16 protein-coding genes and 1 pseudogene are annotated in these 19,560 nt (G+C 31.0%); 13 read left to right on the forward strand and 4 right to left on the reverse strand.

The window, feature by feature from the left end; all coding sequences use genetic code 11:
* Positions 1-83: 83 nt before the first annotated feature.
* From L3B96_RS16930 to L3B96_RS16960, 7 genes are all read left to right on the forward strand, one after another.
* Positions 84-1,376, forward strand: a complete 1,293-nt coding sequence (locus L3B96_RS16930) for an efflux RND transporter periplasmic adaptor subunit (protein WP_077830258.1) — start codon at positions 84-86, stop codon at positions 1,374-1,376.
* An 11-nt stretch (positions 1,377-1,387) separates the two neighbouring features.
* A complete protein-coding gene (locus L3B96_RS16935) occupies positions 1,388-4,462 on the forward strand; it encodes an efflux RND transporter permease subunit (RefSeq protein ID WP_238948154.1) in 3,075 nt (1,024 codons plus the stop codon).
* Positions 4,463-5,285: 823 nt separating this feature from the next.
* The gene (locus tag L3B96_RS16940) at positions 5,286-6,479 is read left to right on the forward strand and encodes a sensor histidine kinase (protein ID WP_238948155.1); all 1,194 of its coding nucleotides are present in this window, start codon (positions 5,286-5,288) and stop codon (positions 6,477-6,479) included.
* A 9-nt stretch (positions 6,480-6,488) separates the two neighbouring features.
* Entirely contained in the window at positions 6,489-7,142 is a 654-nt protein-coding gene (locus L3B96_RS16945) for a response regulator transcription factor (protein WP_238948156.1), read from the forward strand.
* Between the two features lie 283 nt (positions 7,143-7,425).
* The gene (locus L3B96_RS16950) at positions 7,426-8,226 is read left to right on the forward strand and encodes an SDR family oxidoreductase (protein WP_238948157.1); all 801 of its coding nucleotides are present in this window, start codon (positions 7,426-7,428) and stop codon (positions 8,224-8,226) included.
* A 46-nt stretch (positions 8,227-8,272) separates the two neighbouring features.
* Complete coding sequence (locus tag L3B96_RS16955; RefSeq protein ID WP_238948158.1) at positions 8,273-9,088, forward strand: SDR family oxidoreductase; 816 nt, start codon at positions 8,273-8,275, stop codon at positions 9,086-9,088.
* A 420-nt stretch (positions 9,089-9,508) separates the two neighbouring features.
* Positions 9,509-9,859, forward strand: a complete 351-nt coding sequence (locus L3B96_RS16960) for a hypothetical protein (RefSeq protein WP_012059221.1) — start codon at positions 9,509-9,511, stop codon at positions 9,857-9,859.
* A 224-nt stretch (positions 9,860-10,083) separates the two neighbouring features.
* Here L3B96_RS16960 and L3B96_RS16965 read toward each other — a convergent pair whose 3' ends face one another.
* Positions 10,084-11,448 carry an MFS transporter gene (locus tag L3B96_RS16965; RefSeq protein WP_238948159.1) on the reverse strand — a complete coding sequence of 455 codons (1,365 nt, stop codon included), beginning with the start codon at positions 11,446-11,448 and terminating at the stop codon, positions 10,084-10,086.
* 5 nt (positions 11,449-11,453) lie between these two features.
* Positions 11,454-11,981, reverse strand: coding sequence for a PadR family transcriptional regulator (locus L3B96_RS16970; RefSeq protein ID WP_238948160.1), 528 nt, complete (start codon positions 11,979-11,981; stop codon positions 11,454-11,456).
* Between the two features lie 275 nt (positions 11,982-12,256).
* On the opposite strand from L3B96_RS16970, the gene L3B96_RS16975 reads away from it, so the two are divergent.
* Together L3B96_RS16975 and L3B96_RS16980 are read left to right on the forward strand one after the other, a co-directional pair.
* Positions 12,257-12,625 (forward strand): heavy metal-associated domain-containing protein, encoded by a 369-nt coding sequence (locus tag L3B96_RS16975; RefSeq protein WP_238948161.1) that lies wholly within the window; start codon positions 12,257-12,259, stop codon positions 12,623-12,625.
* A gap of 278 nt (positions 12,626-12,903) precedes the next feature.
* A complete protein-coding gene (locus L3B96_RS16980; RefSeq protein ID WP_077830252.1) occupies positions 12,904-13,659 on the forward strand; it encodes a SagB/ThcOx family dehydrogenase in 756 nt (251 codons plus the stop codon).
* Positions 13,660-13,721: 62 nt separating this feature from the next.
* Here the strand turns inward: L3B96_RS16980 and L3B96_RS16985 are convergent, their stop codons facing one another.
* Complete coding sequence (locus L3B96_RS16985) at positions 13,722-15,311, reverse strand: nitrite/sulfite reductase (RefSeq protein WP_238948162.1); 1,590 nt, start codon at positions 15,309-15,311, stop codon at positions 13,722-13,724.
* A gap of 17 nt (positions 15,312-15,328) precedes the next feature.
* Positions 15,329-15,874 (reverse strand): flavin reductase family protein, encoded by a 546-nt coding sequence (locus L3B96_RS16990; protein ID WP_012059215.1) that lies wholly within the window; start codon positions 15,872-15,874, stop codon positions 15,329-15,331.
* 377 nt (positions 15,875-16,251) lie between these two features.
* Between L3B96_RS16990 and hcp the strand changes: the two genes are divergently transcribed.
* The 4 genes and pseudogenes from hcp to L3B96_RS17010 form a co-directional block, all read left to right on the forward strand.
* Complete coding sequence (gene hcp / locus L3B96_RS16995) at positions 16,252-17,910, forward strand: hydroxylamine reductase (protein WP_238948163.1); 1,659 nt, start codon at positions 16,252-16,254, stop codon at positions 17,908-17,910.
* A 265-nt stretch (positions 17,911-18,175) separates the two neighbouring features.
* Positions 18,176-18,799: an FAD-binding oxidoreductase gene (locus tag L3B96_RS17000; RefSeq protein ID WP_238948164.1), complete on the forward strand. Its 624-nt coding sequence runs from the start codon at positions 18,176-18,178 to the stop codon at positions 18,797-18,799.
* Between the two features lie 183 nt (positions 18,800-18,982).
* Positions 18,983-19,261: an aldehyde dehydrogenase family protein gene (locus L3B96_RS17005; protein WP_238948165.1), complete on the forward strand. Its 279-nt coding sequence runs from the start codon at positions 18,983-18,985 to the stop codon at positions 19,259-19,261.
* A 112-nt stretch (positions 19,262-19,373) separates the two neighbouring features.
* Positions 19,374-19,560, forward strand: a pseudogene (locus L3B96_RS17010) (IS256 family transposase); the annotation flags it as partial.

Here is a 19,560-nt window from a genome sequence, read left to right on the forward strand (position 1 = left end):
TATGAAAGAATCCCAATTAAATAAATTAGTAAAATTAACAATAGCAGCATCAATATTATATATAAGAAACTAGGGGGATGAGAATGAAGAACGTAAAAAAAATAGTTATATACGCAGTAGTTGTTGCCGTTGTAGTAGGCGGAATTTTTGTAGTTAAATCTAAGTTGTCAGCAAGTAAAAAAGTTAAAGCTACTCAAGTTTCTGTAAACAAAACAGCTGTGGAAGTGCAGACAGTTAAAACAGTAGAAAAAAATACAGGTGATACATATAAAGCTAGTATAGAAGCAATTCAACAAGGTACAGTGACAAGCAAGATAGCAGCAAAGATCGTTTCGGTATCGGTTGAAAATGGACAATATGTAAATGCAGGAGATACAATAGCAACGTTAGACGATCAAGATATACAAAATAGTATAAAGACTGCACAGGCTCAAATAACAGTATATGAAAAACAAGTTGAAGCAGCAGAGCAATCACTAAATTCATCACAGATAGCCTTGCAAAAATATAAAATCAATGTTGATGATGCTCAGCGTAATTATGACAGGCAAAAACAGCTTTTTGATAGTAAAGCTATATCGCAGACAGATCTTGAAGCAGCAGAAAAAACTTTAAACTCAGCGAAGGCTGACTACGATTCTGGAAATGCAAGTATTCAATCAGCACAGGCAACTATTGAAACCAATAAAGCAAATTTGGAAGTACAAAAGGTAACTTTAGCTAAAAATCAAAGTGATTTAGCTAATACAGTAATTAAATCACCAATAAGCGGTGTAATAAGCGGTAAAAGTATGAATGTAGGGCAAATAGCATCGTCAGGAACAGCTCTTGCAACAATAAATGATATATCCTCTGTATATGCAACAATACAGGTTCCACAAGAAAAAATAGGTGGTATACAGATAGGACAATCAGCTACAGTAACCGTTGATGGAAATGATAAAACCTATGATGGAACTGTTCAAAGTATAGATTTATCTGCTGATGCCACAACTAGAGTATTTAATTGTAAGATAAAAATAGATAATAGTGATAAATCATTATATCCAGGGGTTTATGGAAAAGCGGAGCTTTTAACATCAAACACAACTGAAATAATAACTGTTCCCATTACAGCTTTGGTTGGAAGTGAAGGTGATTATTCAGTTTTCATAAATAATAATGGAAAAGCTACAAAACAAAAAGTTACAGTTGGACAAACTGATGAAAATAATGTAGAAATTACAGAAGGCATGAAAGAGGGAGATCAAGTAATATGGACCAATACTGCAACTCTCCACGATGGCGATGAAATAGAGGTTGTTTCAAGTGAAAATAACTCCGAAGAAGAAACTACAGATAAAAATGGTAATAATGCAGAAGCAGCATATAAATAGGAGGGATACAAATGAAAATAGCAAATATAAGTATTAAAAGACCAGCATTTATAACAGTTGTAATGATAGCCCTCACTATTGTAGGTTATATGAGCTATAAAGAGCTTACACTTAACGATATGCCAAATGTTGAGATGCCCAATATTACAGTTATGGTTACAGAGCCAGGAGCAACTCCTGAAGAAATTGAATCTAAAGTTACAAAAAAGATAGAAGATGCAGTTGGAAAAATTTCAGGAATAGATACAGTGAAGTCTAATATAAGTGAAGGAGCATCTCAAACAACAATAGCATTTGATTTGAGTAAAGATGCTGATGTAGCAGCACAGGAAGTTAGAGATAAGGTTTCATCTGTTAGAGGGGATTTGCCAACAGATATAAATGATCCGGTTATATCTAAGTTTGATTCATCAGCTTCATCAATTTTATCTGTTGCAGTTTATGGTTCAGATGATACTAAAAAAATGTCAGATTTTATAGATAATGTGCTCACTAAGAAATTGTATAACGTATCTGGAATTGGGTCGGTAGATGTATCTGGTGAGGATACAAGAGAAATTCATATAAAACTTGATAACAATAAGTTATTGACTTATGGTTTATCACCAAGTGATGTGTTAAATGGTATAAAAAAAGATAATGTAGATCAATCAACTGGAAAAGTTATTGATGGAAATAGCGAAATTTCTATTACAACAAATAGTAGAATAAAAAAAATAGAGGACTTTAAAAATATTTTAATAACAAAAAAGAATGATACAGAAATAAGATTAAAAGATATTGCAAAAGTTGAAGATGGATTTCAAGATAAAACTAGTATTGCATACTTTCAAGGTAACCAGGCAATTGGTATTGATATAGTTAAGCAATCTGGTGCGAATACTGTTGAAGTAGCAAAAGAAATTAAGAAAGTACTTGATGAGGTTAAGTCATCTTTACCAGAAGGTGTAAAGATGGATATTGTTAGTGATAATTCAACATCAATAGAAGATAGTGTAAATGAAGTTATGAATACTATCGTTGAAGGATGTATATTAGCAGTTATTATAGTATTCTTGTTCTTAAATGAGTGGGAAAGTACACTTATAAGTGCAACATCACTTCCAATTTCAGTAATTAGTACCTTCTCATGTATGAAGATTATGAATTTTACGTTAAATTCAATGTCATTAATGGCTTTATCACTGGCCGTAGGACTTTTAATTGATGATGCTATAGTTGTTATAGAAAATATTGTAAGGCATCTTCATATGGGGAAAACGCCTGTGCAGGCAGCAAAAGAAGCAACATCAGAAATTGGATTTGCAGTAATAGCAACAACTTCAGCTGTTGTATCAGTATTTTTCCCTATGGCAATGGTAAAAGGAATAATAGGAAAATACGTAATTGAATTTGCACTTACAGTTGTGTTTAGTATGATTGTTTCATTGTTCGTATCATTTACCCTTGTTCCTATGATGTCTTCAAAGATGTTAAAGCAAGAAAGAAAAGAAAGTAGTACATTTATTGGTAAGTTTTTTAAGTGGTTTAATGAAAAATTTGATGTTTTTGCAGAGAAGTATTCACATTTATTAGCATATACTTTGCATAAAAGAGCATTGGTTTTAATTATTGCAGGAATAATGTTTGTTGGAAGTATTGGATTAGCTACATTGTTAGGATTTGAAAATATGCCGGTAACTGACAATGGTCAGGTTGGTGTTAGTGCTAACTTTGATTCAGGAATTACATTAGATGCTGCATCTCAAAAAACTAAGCAGCTTGAAGCTGTTATTAGTAAATATCCAGAAGTAAAGTTTATGTATTCTACAGTAAAAAAATCTGGGACATCAGTTAAAATTCAGTTAGTTGATAAAAAGGAACGTAAGGAAAGTTCTCAGGCAATAGCAGATAAACTTAGAGCAGATTTAAAAGGCATTTCAGGAACTCAAATTACAGTAAGTGCTGGAAGTGGAGGAGGAAAGGATGTAGCTTACAACCTTGTAGGAGATGACAGGGATGCACTTCAGGCTTTTGCAGATAAAATGGCAGGAGAAATGGCTAAAGATCCTAATGCAAGGGATGTTGGTACAAACAGTAAATCTGGTACACCACAAGTAAGGATTGACGTTGATCGTGATAAAGCAGCAGATTTAGGTGTTAATAGTTCAGATGTTGCAAGCATGCTGTCAACATTATATAACGGTTCAAGTGCGACTAAGTATGATGGCGGAAAAGATAGATATGATGTAAAAGTATCTATAGATGATAGTGAACGTAAGAATCTTAGTGATCTTGATAATATCTATGTTTTAGGTAATAAGAATCAACAAATTCCTTTAAGTCAAGTTACTAAGAAAGTTATAGAAACAACATCTTCCTCATTGCATAGATATAATAAACAACCACAGATTGAACTTTCTGCTAATGTTAGTGGAATAGTTTCAGGTACTTTTGAAAGTAAGTATAAGGAAAAGATTCAAAGCGAGCTTCCAGAGGGAATTACAATATCTGTTGGGGGCACAAGTGGACAGATGGCAGAAGGTCTAAATAGTATGATACAGGCTATATTCATAGCAATATTATTCTTGTATTTCGTTATGGTAGCACAATTTGAAAGCTTTATTGATCCGATATCCATAATGTTTGCACTGCCACTTGCCCTTATTGGAGCAGTACTTGGGCTATTTGTTTTCGGAAGTACAATAAGTATGATATGTATGATAGGTGTTATTATGCTTATGGGACTTGTTGCTAAGAACGGAATATTGCTTATAGACGCTGCAAAGGAAAAGATAGCAGAAGGTATTCCGAGAAACGAAGCTATAAGACAGGCAGGACTTGTAAGATTACGTCCAATAGTAATGACTTCTTTAGCTATGATATTTGGTATGATTCCAGCAGCATTAGCATCAGGAGCGGGCTCAGAGTCTCGTGCACCTATGGCACAGGCAATAATTGGCGGTTTAATTACATCATCAATTCTAACATTATTTGTAGTACCGATTGTATATACAATTCTTGATGACGTTAAACGAAAGTTTGGAAAAGCAAAACGTAAAAAGTCACTAGAGGCTAATGAAGTAGAATCAAATTTAAATTCTTAAAGATTAGTAATTTTTAAAAGAGCTATTGCAAAACTTACAAAGTTGGCTTTGCAGCAGCTCTTTTTAGATATAAAGAAATGTAAATTTCGAACAGTCCATATTGAGTATATAATTAAATTATGATACAAAATAAATCGTAATTTAAAGATTATAATGAGCTTAATAATAATTTTCAACTTATATTATCGCGAAATTTAGAAAGCTTAATATCCAAAGATGATTATGTCCGGATGCTAAGGCTCGTATTTAATTAGTCATATTACAAAAAGTTGTATAAGGTATAACCTTACACAGAAAGAAAACTGGCAGTGGAACATGTAATTAAAACAAAGATAATGGAATAAAGGACACTAGTTGGTTAAAAGATGGGTCTGCCTTGTACTATTTAAAAGCTGACTGTATTATGTCTACAGGTTGGATTAATAACAATGGCTCTTGGATTAAATAGTTTTAATATTTAATTTAGACTTTCATATTCAAAATCCGGATATTATCATTTGCTACTAGAGAAGATTAAGATAAAGGATATTAGGACTATTGGAATAGAAGTTTGACAACTGGCACGTAGAAATAAGGTTGAAGCACCACTATGTGTTTTAAAATACATTTGGTGCTAATTGTAACTTTAACAAAAATATATATTATAACTATGGATTCTCATTTATGCATAGATAACTAAATAAGTAGATATACAGTAGCTTTTTGCCCAAAGGTACAATTGTTTAAATAATAGAATTGATATAAAATAAATAATTAAATCTATAAACTCGGGTTAAAATAAGAGTTTATAACTAATGTAATTTAATAATGGTAGGTGGAAGTTATGAAAAATCAATTTAAAAAATTGTTTACACCAGACTTGGATGAAGTTCTTTTTCCAAAATCTCCAATAATAGTTGGTATATCTTTATTGTACTTATCTACTATATTTGGGCAGAGTTCAGGTAATTTATCTTTAAAATCAATCGTTATATTCACTATTGTAATTATAATTCAGTTAGCGATATATTTATTTTCTGACAGTATATTTAAAAAGAAGTATTGGCTATATTTTTTTATTCAAGGAATAATAACGTTTAATTATGCTGTTATAGCACCTAATGGTTATGAACCTTTATTGATTGGATTAATTCCTCTCTTTATAATTCAAAGTATGATGATTTATAATGATGCATTTAAAGTTATTGTTACAGCTTTTTATTTTTATTGTGTTTATTGTGGTACTATCCTAGCAATTAGTGGAGTTGATGAGTTAATTAAATCAATACCTTTGCTCATAATTATTACAGTAGCTATGCGTGCGTATTCAATTGCTTTTTTCAAGCAGATAAAAATGAGGGTGCAATCACAGAAAGTTTTAAAAGAGTTAGAATTAGCTTATGAAAAAGTAGAAGAACTAACTATAACTAATGAAAGGCAAAGAATGGCGAGAGAATTGCATGATACACTTTCTCAAGGTCTTGCAGGAATAATCATGCAGCTAGAAGCAGTAAAAGCTAATCTAGATAATAAAAATTTTAATAGGGCTCAAGAAATTGTGGAGAAATCAATGGAGCATGCTAGAAAAACGCTATCAGACTCTAGACTTGCTATAAATGACTTACGCTCTTCAAAGGAGTATATAGACTTTAATAAGTCTATAGAAAATGAAATCACAACATTTAGGAATATATCAAATACTTCAATCACAACAGATATTAGGGTAGAATCCAAAATTTCTTTAAATATGCTTAGGCATACTTTATATATTGTAAGGGAAGCATTAAATAATATAGCAAAACATGCAAAAGCTAGAAATGCAGTTGTAAGGATAATAGAAATTGACAATGAAATTAATATAAATATTACAGATGATGGTATAGGCTTTAATACTCAGATATTAGATAAATTATTTGGGCATTATGGAATATTGGGAATGACTGAGCGCGTCAAAGCAGTTAATGGGCAAATTAAAATAAAAAGTCATAGGGAACACGGAACAGAGATAAATATCATAATACCAATAAAAAAGGAGTAGATGACTAAAATGAATAAGAAAAAGATATTGGTAGTGGACGATCATCTGGTAGTTAGAGAAGGATTAAAGTTAATATTTGAAACAGAAGCAAATTATGAAATTGTCGGTGAAGCTGAAAATGGAGACAAAGCATTAGTTCTTATAGAAGAATTAATGCCAGATGTGGTTTTAATGGATTTAAATATGCCTAAAAGAAGTGGAATAGAAGCACTAAAAGCTTTAAGTGGAAAAAACAATACAATACCAGTAATTATTTTAACGACCTTTAATGATGAAAACTTAATAAGAGAAGGACTTTCATTAGGAGCAAAGGGATATTTACTTAAAGATAGTACTCGTGAAGAGCTCATTAGAACTGTGGAATCTGCAATTAGGGGAGAAATACTCCTTCAGCCGGAAATTACCATGAGTGTATTTGGTCAAAAAGATGGAGGCAGTCATACCAATGAGTTACTTAACACTCCAATTACAGAAAGAGAATCATTTGTGCTACACGCAGTTGCAAGGGGAAGCACAAGTAAGCAAATAGCTTCTGACATGGGTATTTCAGAAAGAACTGTAAAAGCGCATTTGACTAATATATACAGTAAGTTGAAAGTTGAGTCTAGATCAGAGGCTGTTGCAGTAGCAATAGAGCAGGGAATCATACATGTTAAAAAATAGTTTCAATGGAAAAGTTATTTTCCACTGAAACTATTTTTTCTTGCCTAAAAGTACAGTATATATTTGCCCGAAGGTACAATTGTTACTGTTAGAAATTAGATATAAGATAAACATATAGCTTTTAAGATAAACAGATTAAAAAAGAAGAGGATGTTGACTACAACTTTTTATATTAGATTCAAACTGCGTAATACAGAGGTATTACAAAAAGCGCTGAATTAGTAACATTATAATCTTTTGAATAAGAAGAAAACATTAACAGAAAATTTTAGGAGGATTGTTTATGAGAGTGAAAAATAAAAATATAGTTGTTACCGGTGGGGGAAATGGAGTAGGAAGAGAATTAGTTCTTCAATTATTATCAAAAGGAGCAAGAGTTATTACAATAGATATAAATGAAGCTGGTCTTCAAGAGACTTTTAATCTATCAGGCAAAAATGAAATGTTAGTTACTAGAATTGTAAACATTGCGAATAGAGAATCTGTATTTAGCTTTGTTGAAGAAATTATTTCTATGCTAGGTCACATAGATGGAGTTATTAATAATGCAGGAATTATTCAGCCGTTTGTTCAGTTAAAAGAATTGAAATTGGAGCAGATAGATAGGGTAATGAACGTTAATTTTTATGGAACTCTTTATATGACAAAAGCATTGCTACCACATTTAATTACTAGACCTGAAGCTCATATTGTAAATATTGCCAGCATGGGAGGTTTCTTACCGGTTCCAGGACAGAGTGTTTACGGTGCCTCAAAGGCAGCAGTAAAGATGATGACAGAAGGCTTATATTCAGAGTTATATGACACAAATGTGAACGTCTCTTTGGTATTCCCAGGTGGGATTGCAACAGATATTAAGAAAAACTCACAAACTACCAACGAGAGTTTATCGGCTGAACAAAAGGGTTCAAAATTAATATTATCACCAGCATCTGCAGCTGAAAAGATCATTAAAGGTATGGAAAAGAATAAGTATAGATTCTTCATTGGGAAGGATTCAAAGCTTATGAATTTTATCTATAGTGTTAATCCTGGGGTTGCAACTCGAATGATAAAAGGGGTTATGGGAAGCAAAGATCACTAATACTCAAATTTTTCAAATATATCAAAATAGGAGAGGTGTAACAGATATGAAACCAATTTGTGTAATAACAGGCGGTGGTAGTGGTATGGGACTTGCTACTGCGAAAATTATAGGTAAAGACCATAGTATTATTTTAGTAGGCCGTACAGTTAAAAAACTTGAGGGAGCATTGAAGGAACTAAAAGATATGGGATTTGAGGCGGAGGCTTTTCCATGCGATGTAAGTGACAGGGAGTCTGTTAAGAAGCTTGCAGGCTATGCGGCCAAGTTAGGAAGTATTAAAGCAGTTATTCATGCAGCTGGAATGTCTCCAAACATGGGAAATGGAGAAGTTATTTTTAATGTTAATGCTATGGGAACAATTTATGTAAATGAGGAATTCTCAAAGGTAATGGATAAAGGCAGCTGCATTATAGATGTTTCTTCTATGTCAGCATATATGGCGCCTGAGGATAAGCTACCACGAGGTGAATATAAAACTAGTTTATTAGATCCTGAAGCATTTAAAACGAAAGTCTTAGGAATTGTTAGTTCAATGCCGGTAGAGATGAGGTCTGGTTTTTCATATATTATTTCAAAGAACTTTGTTATTTGGTATGCGGCCCAAAGTGCATGCCTCTATGGAAAGAAAGGTATTCGTGTTTTATCAGTAAGTCCAGGAACATTTGCTACTCCAATGGGTGAAATTGAAGGAAAAGAGGCTGCTTTATTTGCAGAAAGAGGTGCTTTAGGAAGAGTTGGAGATGTAGAAGAAATTGCACAGCTTATGGCACTCATTGCAAGCGACGCAGCCAGTTATTTGACCGGTACAGATATTTTGTGTGATGGTGGAGCCATCGCAGCAATGAAAATCGGGAATTAAGTATTGGAATAAACAAAGAATTGATTGCTTGCAAAAAGAAGTCTATTTTACAGAAAAATCTGTGAATAGCTTCTTTTTTTATCTTTTAGATGACTTATACAAAAAGACAAAGTATATATTGAAATTAAATTTATACAGTTTATACTTAATTGAGAATTTAAGCTGATTATAGTATTTAATATAAATTTATTATTAAAACATATAATCTCTAAAATTAATTATTTGAAAAAGTACGACTAATAAGACGATATTTAAAAGTTAGTAATATTAATAATATATTATTGATTATAATAGCTTATTATAATATGACTAAAATGGATAGTTAGAGTCTATTTTCAAAATATTTACGTACCTTATTTATTAATGTATACTTGTATTGAGTACATATTAGATAATATTTTGTTATGAGGGAGTGATAATATGAGTAAATATAGAAGTTCGTACTGTAAAATTTTCATCAACACTGATGAAGAAAAAGAAGTTATATTGAATTTAATTGAAAAAATAACAATGGGTAGTAAAAAAAGATGGACAATCATTTCAGATTTAATGAAAATAGAATTGATAAATAATGAAGATTTTAGTGAAGAAAAAAGTGTTAAAGAAGAAGACGGTTTTCTATACTCAAAATATTATCTTGGTATTGAGCCTGGAGAAGGTATAAAGGAAGAACAGTATATTACTGGAGTAATAATCTTGCTGGAAAATCTAAGATCATCAGGATATAAGGTGGTTGCTTCCTGTGATTTTCAAAATGAACTTTCCAAATAAAGATATGTGTAAATTAATTTAACTAGTTCTTTTAGTAAAATAGAAAGAGATAGCAGAAATATCAGGTTAATGATAATAGTGCTATCTCTTTATTTATTGAAAATAGGAAATCGTATTTTAATTATTGACACAATTTTTGAAAAACATACATTGTAAAAGCCTATTTTATGATAGCAATCTTAATTAAAGTTTGAGTTTTTTTGAATGGAAGACTATAAATAAAACTAGCTGATTGTAGCATGTCCAATGTTTTTAGGTAAAAATATTACTTCGATTACTGGATATAACATCAATAGACCAAGGAAAACAAAGCCTAATTTATAAGAGATAGTAATTGAAAAGAAAATCTGTAGTAAATTAACAACAACTGTAATAATTGATATACCCATTCCTTGTGCTAATGTTGAAACTACAGCATTCAAAGTATTTGCACTATTCCTATCTTGAGGGGCTATTTCAGAAAAGCTTAGTCCATTGTAAGCAGTTAAGGCTAATGAACGTCCTACACCTGAAACTAGTGCAAGAAACATTATCCAAGCAGGAAAAGTATTAATTTGAATGAATGCTAAAGCAATTGATGTAATAAACACCATTCCAAATGATGATAATAGTGCACCGCGATATCCTAATTTACGAATAATTATATTTGTAAAAGGTTTAATTCCAATGTTTCCAACAAAAATAAATAACACGTAACTTCCGGCTTTTACTGCTGACCATTGAAAGACCGTTTGTAAAAAAATTGTTAATATGTACGGTAATGCTCCAACACATAGCCATAGAACAGATCCACTTGTTTGGAATATTCTAAAAGAAGTTATTTTTAGTGAATCAAGTGAAAATAGTGGATTATCTGATTTTTTTAAGTGCCTGAAAACTATAAATCCAAGTATTATTCCTAAAATTACTAATCCTAGTGCGCTAAGCCAATAATCTTTTCCGTGAGTTGCTATTTCTGCTCCAACTAAAATTATGCCAGATGAAAGTGCAATTTCTATAAATCCTATGAGATCAAATGAAGTTTTATTTTTTACTTTATCAGTATCAATTAATTTTGCTCCTATTAATGCTGTAATTAAACCTATTGGTACATTAATTAAAAAAATCCATTGCCAGTTCCAGTAGGTAACAATAAATCCACCAACTAAAGGTGCTATTGCTGGTGCGATGAGTGCAGGCCAAACCAAGTAACTAATCATTTTTAATAACTGTGAAGCTGGTGTTTTTTCTAATACAATCAGTCTTGCGGTAGGTGTCATCAATGCACCAGAAATTCCTTGTATAATTCTCATTATCAAAAGGAAAGAGAAATTAGGCGCTAGTGCACTGCTTAAGGAGCTAATGGTAAAGAGGATGACAGCAATAATCCAAATTTTCTTTTTCCCAAATTGATTAGCCATCCATCCACTTAGGGGAATAAAAATCGCAACTGTGATCAAATACACACTAACGAGTAAAGCAATTGTTGATGAGCCAGTATGAAAATATTGGGCCATTTTAGGAAGTGCAGTTGTTACTATTGTTCCATCTAAAATCTCCATAAAGAGACTAGCAGCCATTAATAAGGCTACTTTTATTTCCTTTGTCATTCTTATCACCATTCTTTCTTCAGTTCATGTTTAAATTCTTTAATCCAATCAATTGCAACATTCGCCTGCTGTAGTCGTAATTCAAACCTTTTACTTGCATACCAGTGATCTTTCGAATCTTCCTCAGCTAATTTTTTTAGTGCAAATTGCGTATCTTCAATTATCTCTCTTTGTTCTTGATCGAATTGATTCAATAGTTGCATTTGTTCGTCTATTGTAAGGTGCTGCATTACATCAAGTTTAATTAAATATATATCAGCAGTATGGGCTCCGCTTGGAACAGGCATTTTCATTAGCTCAAAAAAACGTTCTTTTCCTTTTTCCGTAATTGTAGCCATTTTCTTATTTTTTCCGTGTGATTCTACGTTAGTTATTTCTAAAAAACCATCATTCTCTAATTTTTCGAGCAATGGATAAATTACTCCATAGCTGACTTTACGATGACGTCCTAAAGAAGCTTGTAAGGCATTACGTAGATCATAACCACTTTGTGGTTCTTCCATTAATTCACCTAAAATAAAAAGTTCATTCATTATTTTTATTTCCTCCAATATATCTTTTAGATATATCAAATATATATCTAAAAGATATATATTGCAAGTTATTTGTACAAAAAACTTTTGAAATCAGAAAAAATTATTGAAAAAATGAAATTTTGGAGTTGTTTAGTAGGATATTAATACTATTTAAGCAATAGATAATGTGTTTTTGTTATTCAATACAAGGTAATGATAATCATTGTCGAATACAATTTACAGTGATATACTTAAAATAAATAAATTTACATTAATTAAAGGAAGGTGTTTTTATGGCAACATATATATTAAGTGGGATAATACTTTTGATTATAGTTTTTTCAGTTAGGAGCTTTATAGAAAAATTAAGATTTGGATGCTGTGGGGGAACTATAGGAAAGAGTACAAAGAGAAAGAAGATAAACAAAAAGGAGTTATCAGAGTATCAGATATCAAAGACTATATATATTGAAGGTATGACATGTGGAAATTGTGCTAATCATGTTGAAAATGCCCTTAACAGTTTGGACAATGTATATGCAAAGGTTGATTTAAAGAAGAACTTAGCAAATGTCAGAATGAAAATAGATATGAGTGAAGAAATACTAAAAGGTTCAATAAATAAGGCAGGATACAGTGTAAAATACATAGATTGCAATTAATATGAAGTTTGCAACAAGATAAGGGGACAAGTTAATATTTAATATAGAACACTTACAGAAATGTAGGTGCTTTTTTGATATAAAAACTTGAAATGAGATAGGTACAATATGGTAGATGAATTTATTTGAAGCACTAGTTCTCGTAAAATGATTTGATAAATAAAATTACAATATAGAAATAATTGCGTCTTATAGAACAATAAACGTAACTGATGATACATACTATTTTTTAGTATTATGATATTATATTTTCCAAAAGATAGGATAGGAGAATTTTTATGACAAGATATGAAAAGCAGAGAAATTTTTTGAAATCTAATTTTGACGAATTCAAAAATATAAAAACTGATAAAATGAAAGGTATACCTCAGCCAGATAGTATAAAATCTTATGATTCGCAATCTAGAATTGTTGCTTTACCAAGGGTCAGTGAAGAAACTGTAACGAATTCTAATATTTATAGGTGTATAGGTGATAGAAGAAGTACAAGGTTTTATTCTGAAAAGTCTATGAATCTTGAAGAATTGTCATATTTATTATGGGCTACTCAAGGAATTACTGAAACTAATAAAGCAGGTCTAACTTTAAGAACAGTTCCTTGTAGTGGGGCAACGCATTCTTTTGAAACATATTTATTTATTATGAATGTTGATGGGATACAAAAAGGTATTTATAGATATCTACCAGTGGAGCATAAACTTTTATTCATGTTTGAATTAGATGAAATTGACAATAAAATAGATGAAATTACTTTGGATCAGCCTTTTGTACCTAACTTTGCAAAGAAAGCGGCTGTATTATTTGCTTGGAGTACGACGCCTTATCGTTCAGAATGGAAGTTTGATATTACGGCACATAAAAAGATTTTAATAGATGTTGGTCATGTATGCCAAAATCTTTATTTAGCCAGTGAATCAATCAAAGCAGGTGCATGTGCTATAGGAATTTATGATCAAAAGATGATAGACACTCTTTTGAGGTTAGATGGAGATGAAGAATTTATTATATATCTTGCAGCTGTTGGAAAAAAGTAAGAATAAAAAGTTAAACCAGTGGGACATAAACATATCTCACTGGTTCTGTTTTAATTAGGTTTTTATATGTTTTCTGTGATTTTACTAATTCCTACTCTTGCGATAAATTCATTAAAAGTCTCATTCTCTAACTTACTTTTTTCAAAGAAAGTTATTATTTTCTCAAGAACTATATGAACCTCAGTAGATTTTACACGGTAGTTTAGATTTTCTGCAAACTGCCCGCCATTGTTTAGTGTACCACCAAGCCATATGGTAAAGGCTTCCTCACAGCTATCGTCAGTTTTTATTAATGCACCTTGGAGGCTGATATCAGCTATATGTTTTTGTCCACAAGAATTAGGACAACCTGTAAAATGGATACGTAACGGTGTATCTAGTTTGATTTTAGAATCAAGATATTCGATAACTTCTTTAGCACGTTTTTTTGTTTCAACAATGGCTAAATTACAGAATTCTTTACCTGTACAAGAAACTGTGTATCCTGTAAAAATACTTGGATTTGGAGAAAGTTGTTTAAATACATCTTTTTTTAATAGCGAAGGTATCTCTTCATCACTTATGCCTGTAATAATTAAATTTTGTGATAGTGTAGTTCTAATTTTTCTATCTCCGTATTTTTCTGAAATATGGGCAAGTTCTAAAAGTTGATCACAAGTGATTTCTCCAAGTGGTAAACTAACACCAATATAGCTTTTGCCATCTTCATTTTGGGAATGTACTCCAAAATAATAAGATGCATTCCATGAAGCTAATTTATCATCACCTGAGCTTGGCATATCCCCAGTAAATTCTAATAATTTATTCTTGAATTTTTCTGCTCCCCAGTCAGCTACTAAAAATTTTAAGCGGGCACGAGTACGTTTTTCCCTATATCCATAATCTCTAAAAATAGTACATACACCTTCAGCAACCTTTAGTACATCTTCTGGTTTAACAAATATCTCTAGTTTTTGTGCTAAATGAGGGCTTGCTGAAAGTCCTCCTCCAACCCATACGTGGAAACCAATTACGTCCTGATTATCAATTTTTTTTGTTGCTGGAGTAAAGGCAAGATCATTAATTTGTGCATGAGCTGCATTATGTATACTAGCTGATATTGATATTTTAAATTTTCTTGGTAGATTAGAAAAATCCTTGTTTAATAAGAAGAAATTATTAACTTGTTCTACAAGTTCAGTTGTATCCATAAGTTCATCTTTATCAATTCCAGCAAGAGGATTTCCAACTATCGTTCTAGGGCAATCGCCACAAGCCTCAAAAGGACTTAGTCCACAAGCTTCTAATCTTTCATAAATAGAAGGTAAATCTTCTACTTGAACCCAGTGAAACTGTATAGCTCCTCTTGTAGAGACGTTTGCAATTCCACGTCCATAATCTTTAGCAATCCCTGCTAAAACTTTTGCTTGCTCTGAAGTCATTATTCCAGAATTAATACGAACTCTCATCATAAAGTATCCCTCTCTTGGCTTTTGTTCGTAAACGCCAGCCCATTTAAATCTATTCATATCTTTAGGCGTTATTGAATCATAACCTTCCTTAGAGTATTTGTCAATTATAGTTTTAATTACATCTAAGCCATCCTTTTCAAGTTTTATAATTTCTACGTCATTTAGTCTTTGATTTTTAGCCCAAATAGCTTCGTAAGACATATAGCTCCCTCCTTATCTTATTGCTCATTTTTAATATATCTATATCCTTTGTTTATTCCATCCCCAAAATATAAAAGGTTATCAAATTTTGAAATATTTAATCTGTTTTCATCATCTAAATATTCCTTTGAAATAAGCCTGCCCTTTATAATTCCAAGAATATTAGTAATACCTGCATAGGCATCTTTTTCGATAACATCAGTTAAAGTACATTCCATAGTAATTGGACATTCTTCAATGATTGGTGCGTTTACAATTTTAGATTTAGAATAAGTTAATTTGGTAGCGTCAAACTTTTGAACTTCATGACCAGATTTAGTTCCGCAAAAGCTAATTTCTTTCCTAAGTGAACTGTCAGGGATATTAATTACAAAATCACGAACTTCTTTAATTTGATTAATTGCATATCCTTTGCTACTAAAGCCAAGAACTACCATATCCTTAAGGCTATAGGAAGATGAAAGAGTAGTTACATTTGGAAGCCCATTTTTATCAAAGAAGCTTATAAGAATTACAGGAAATCCGTAATACATTTTTTCATAGTTAACATTTATTTTTTCCATTTCTATATTCCTCCTAAAAACTTTGTTTATATAACTTTATAACATAAATGATAATGGTGCCGTGATATAAATCACTTAACACTGATATATAATAATTTACAACCTATACATTCACAATTACTAAAAATTTAGTGGAATATGATTTAAATCAAATGCCTAAAAGTTTAAATTAAATTGAATTAAGATATATAAAGTGGTGGAAAAATGTAAATTGAATTAGGTAAAAGTTTGAAAAATCAAAGGTTGATTAGAATTGTGAAAATTAAATATGGTAATTTGAGAGATAAGAAAAAATACTTATTATTGTTATTTAATTAAGAATATAAAATAAATTTATGCAAATAATAATATAAATTAATTTTTAAGGAGTGATATTTATGGATGAAAATCCTATGTTTTGTTATCAATGTGAGCAAACAGCAGGGGGAAAAGGATGTACTAAAATTGGCGTGTGTGGAAAAACTCCTGAAATAGCGAATCTTCAAGATTTACTTATATATCAATGTAAAGGAATAAGTTGTTATGCAAAGGATCTTATAGAGAAAGGAGAAGAAATAGACAAAAGTATTGTTAGTTTTGTAGAAAATTCATTATTTACAACACTTACAAATGTTAATTTTGATGCAGAAGTTCACGTGGAAATGCTTAAAGATTCTCAAAGAATAAAAGTAAGTTTAAGAGACAGAGTGGATGCCGATAAAGAATATCCAGAACAAGCAACTTATAACTTAAGTGAAACTAAGGAAGAAATGCTTAAAGATTCAAAAAGAGCTGGAATTATGTTTGACCAAGATTTAGATGCTGATGTAAGATCACTTAGACAAACAATAGTTTATGGATTAAAGGGGATAAGTGCATATGGACATCAAGCAAGATGTTTAGGTTATTATGATGATCAAGTTGATAATTTTTATTTTAGAGGGTTAGAATGTACAACAAATGATAATTTAAGCGTTGAAGAACTAATTAGAATGACTATGAGAACTGGTGATATGAGTGTTGCAGTTATGAGTAAATTAGATGAAGCTAATACAGTGACTTATAAGAATCCAAGTCCTCATAAAGTTAATGTAAATATTAAAAAAGGACCATTTATAATTGTTTCAGGACATGATTTAAGAGACTTAGATATGTTATTAGAACAAACTGAAGATAAAGGAATTAACATATATACTCATGGTGAAATGATACCTAGTCATGGTTACCCTGAACTTAAAAAATATGAGCATCTTGTAGGAAATTATGGTGGAGCTTGGCAAGATCAACAAAAAGAATTTGACGGTATACCAGGTTGTATTTTAATGACTACAAATTGTTTGATGAGACCTAGAGAAACATATAAAGATAGGATTTTTACTACAAGTGTAGTTGGATGGGATGGAGTTAAATATATTTCTGCTGACAAAGATGGTCATAAAGACTTTACACCAATAATAGAAAAAGCATTAGAACTTGGTGGATTTACAAAATCAGAAGAACCAAAAGAAATTATTGTTGGTTTTGGTCATCATGCAACACTAAGCCATGCAGAAACAATTGTTAATGCAGTTAAGGATGGAAGTATTAGACATTTCTTTTTAATTGGAGGATGTGATGGTGCAAGACCAGGAAGAAATTACTATACTGAATTTGCAAAGAAGGTTCCAGAAGATTGTGTAATCCTAACATTAGCATGTGGTAAATATAGATTTAATAAATTAGATTTTGGAGAAGTTGCTGGACTTCCAAGATTATTAGATGTAGGCCAATGTAATGATGCATATTCAGCAGTTAGAATTGCTACTGCACTTGCGGATGCATTTGATACAAGTGTAAATGGATTGCCATTATCAATAATATTATCATGGTACGAACAAAAAGCGGTTGCTGATCTTTTAGCATTACTTTCATTAGGCATAAAGGGAATCTTCCTTGGACCATCACTTCCAGCGTTTATAAGTCCTAATGTATTGCAATATTTAGTTGATACATTTAACTTACAAACAATAAGCGAACCTGATGAAGATCTAAAAACTTGTTTAAAGCAAAGTGTATAAATGTAGATAACAAGAATTTAAATAAAAAAACTATCTCAATTTTTTGAGACAGTTTTTTTATTTAATTATATATTTAGTAAAAGATACAAATCGAGTTCAGTATCTTTTAGCATTAAAATTCTATGTTAGATATTTTTTGAAATTTGATTGAAATCATATTGTGTTTATTTTTATGAAGATATAATAATCACATAAGTTTAATCAAACAAATTCAAGAAAAACAAACTTTAAAATAAAAAACTAAAGAAAAATGAGGAGCATTTCAATGATAGATACTAATAATGTAAATTCAAATAACAAGTGGAAGGGATTTAAAGATTTTCTGGTATTTAAAACAGTTAAAGAAGATGAAGTAGTCACATCATTCCATTTAAAATCATCAGATGGAGGTAAACTTCCTGAATTTATAGCAGGGCAATTTATAACTATCAGAATCAAAAATGAAGATAATACTTTCACTAAACCAAGAAAATACACATTGTCCATGAATCCTAATGAAGAATCTTATAGAATAAGTGTAAAGAGAGAAGAGACTGGTTACTTAAGCAAAAAACTATGTGATGAAATAAAGGAAGGGGACAATCTTCAAATAACTGTACCCCTTGGAAATTTCATATTAAAGGATAGTGAAAAAACATTAGTTTTAATGGGCGGAGGAATTGGAATAACACCCATGCTTACAATGGCTTATGATGCAATTAATAGTAATAGAGAAAAACATTTCATTTATAGTATACCTAATGCAATGCATCGTAGTTTTAGAGAAGAAATAGCAAAACTAAACAATAATAACAACTTCAAAAGTACTGTATTCTATACACGTCCTATCGAGACTGAGAAATTAGGAGAAGATTTTGATATAAAGGCAGGATATCAAAGGAATAGATGATGGAGAATTTACCAAAGGATGGAGACTTCTATTTTTGTGGCCAGTACCAATTATGAAAACTGTTTATCATAATTTAATATACATGGAAATTGAAAAGGAATATATAAATTTTGAGATGTTTGAAGCAGGAATAGGTATAACAAAAGAGTAATAAATTATAAATAAATAATGAGGAAATTAATTATGTTTAATCATATAAAAGACGAAAACAATACTTTTAAAAATCTAATAAACGGGGAATGGGTTAGCAGCAGAAGTGGAAACTTTGTAGAAATAAAGTCACCATTAAATAATTCATTGTTAGGTAGAGTTCCAGCAATGACAAAGGAAGAAGTGGATAGTGCAGTACAAACGGCTAAGGAAGCTCAAAAGAAATGGAGCAATGTAACAATAAATGAGAGAGCTGAAATATTGTACAAGGTAGCAGCTATTTTATTAAGCAATATAGATGAATTGTCATAGTTTCTTCAGTATGAAGATATGGTGTTTGTATAAATTTAAGAGAGTGTAAAATAGTCTGTGTAAACTTCATTAGGATGATATAATAAATTATAAAATGAAGGGAGCACAGGCTATGTCTTTATCTAGAGATGAATTAGTAAAATTAATTTTGAATAACTCTGATATAAAAACGGCTGAAGATATACAAAATACATTAAAGGATTTATTTGGAGGGTTACTTCAGCAGATGCTGGAATCGGAGATGGAAAGTCACTTAGGATATGCTAAACATGATTATGAAAATAAAAACACTTCAAATA

The organism is Clostridium sp. YIM B02569 (assembly GCF_022320765.1).
In the GTDB taxonomy this organism is placed as follows: domain Bacteria; phylum Bacillota; class Clostridia; order Clostridiales; family Clostridiaceae; genus Clostridium; species Clostridium beijerinckii.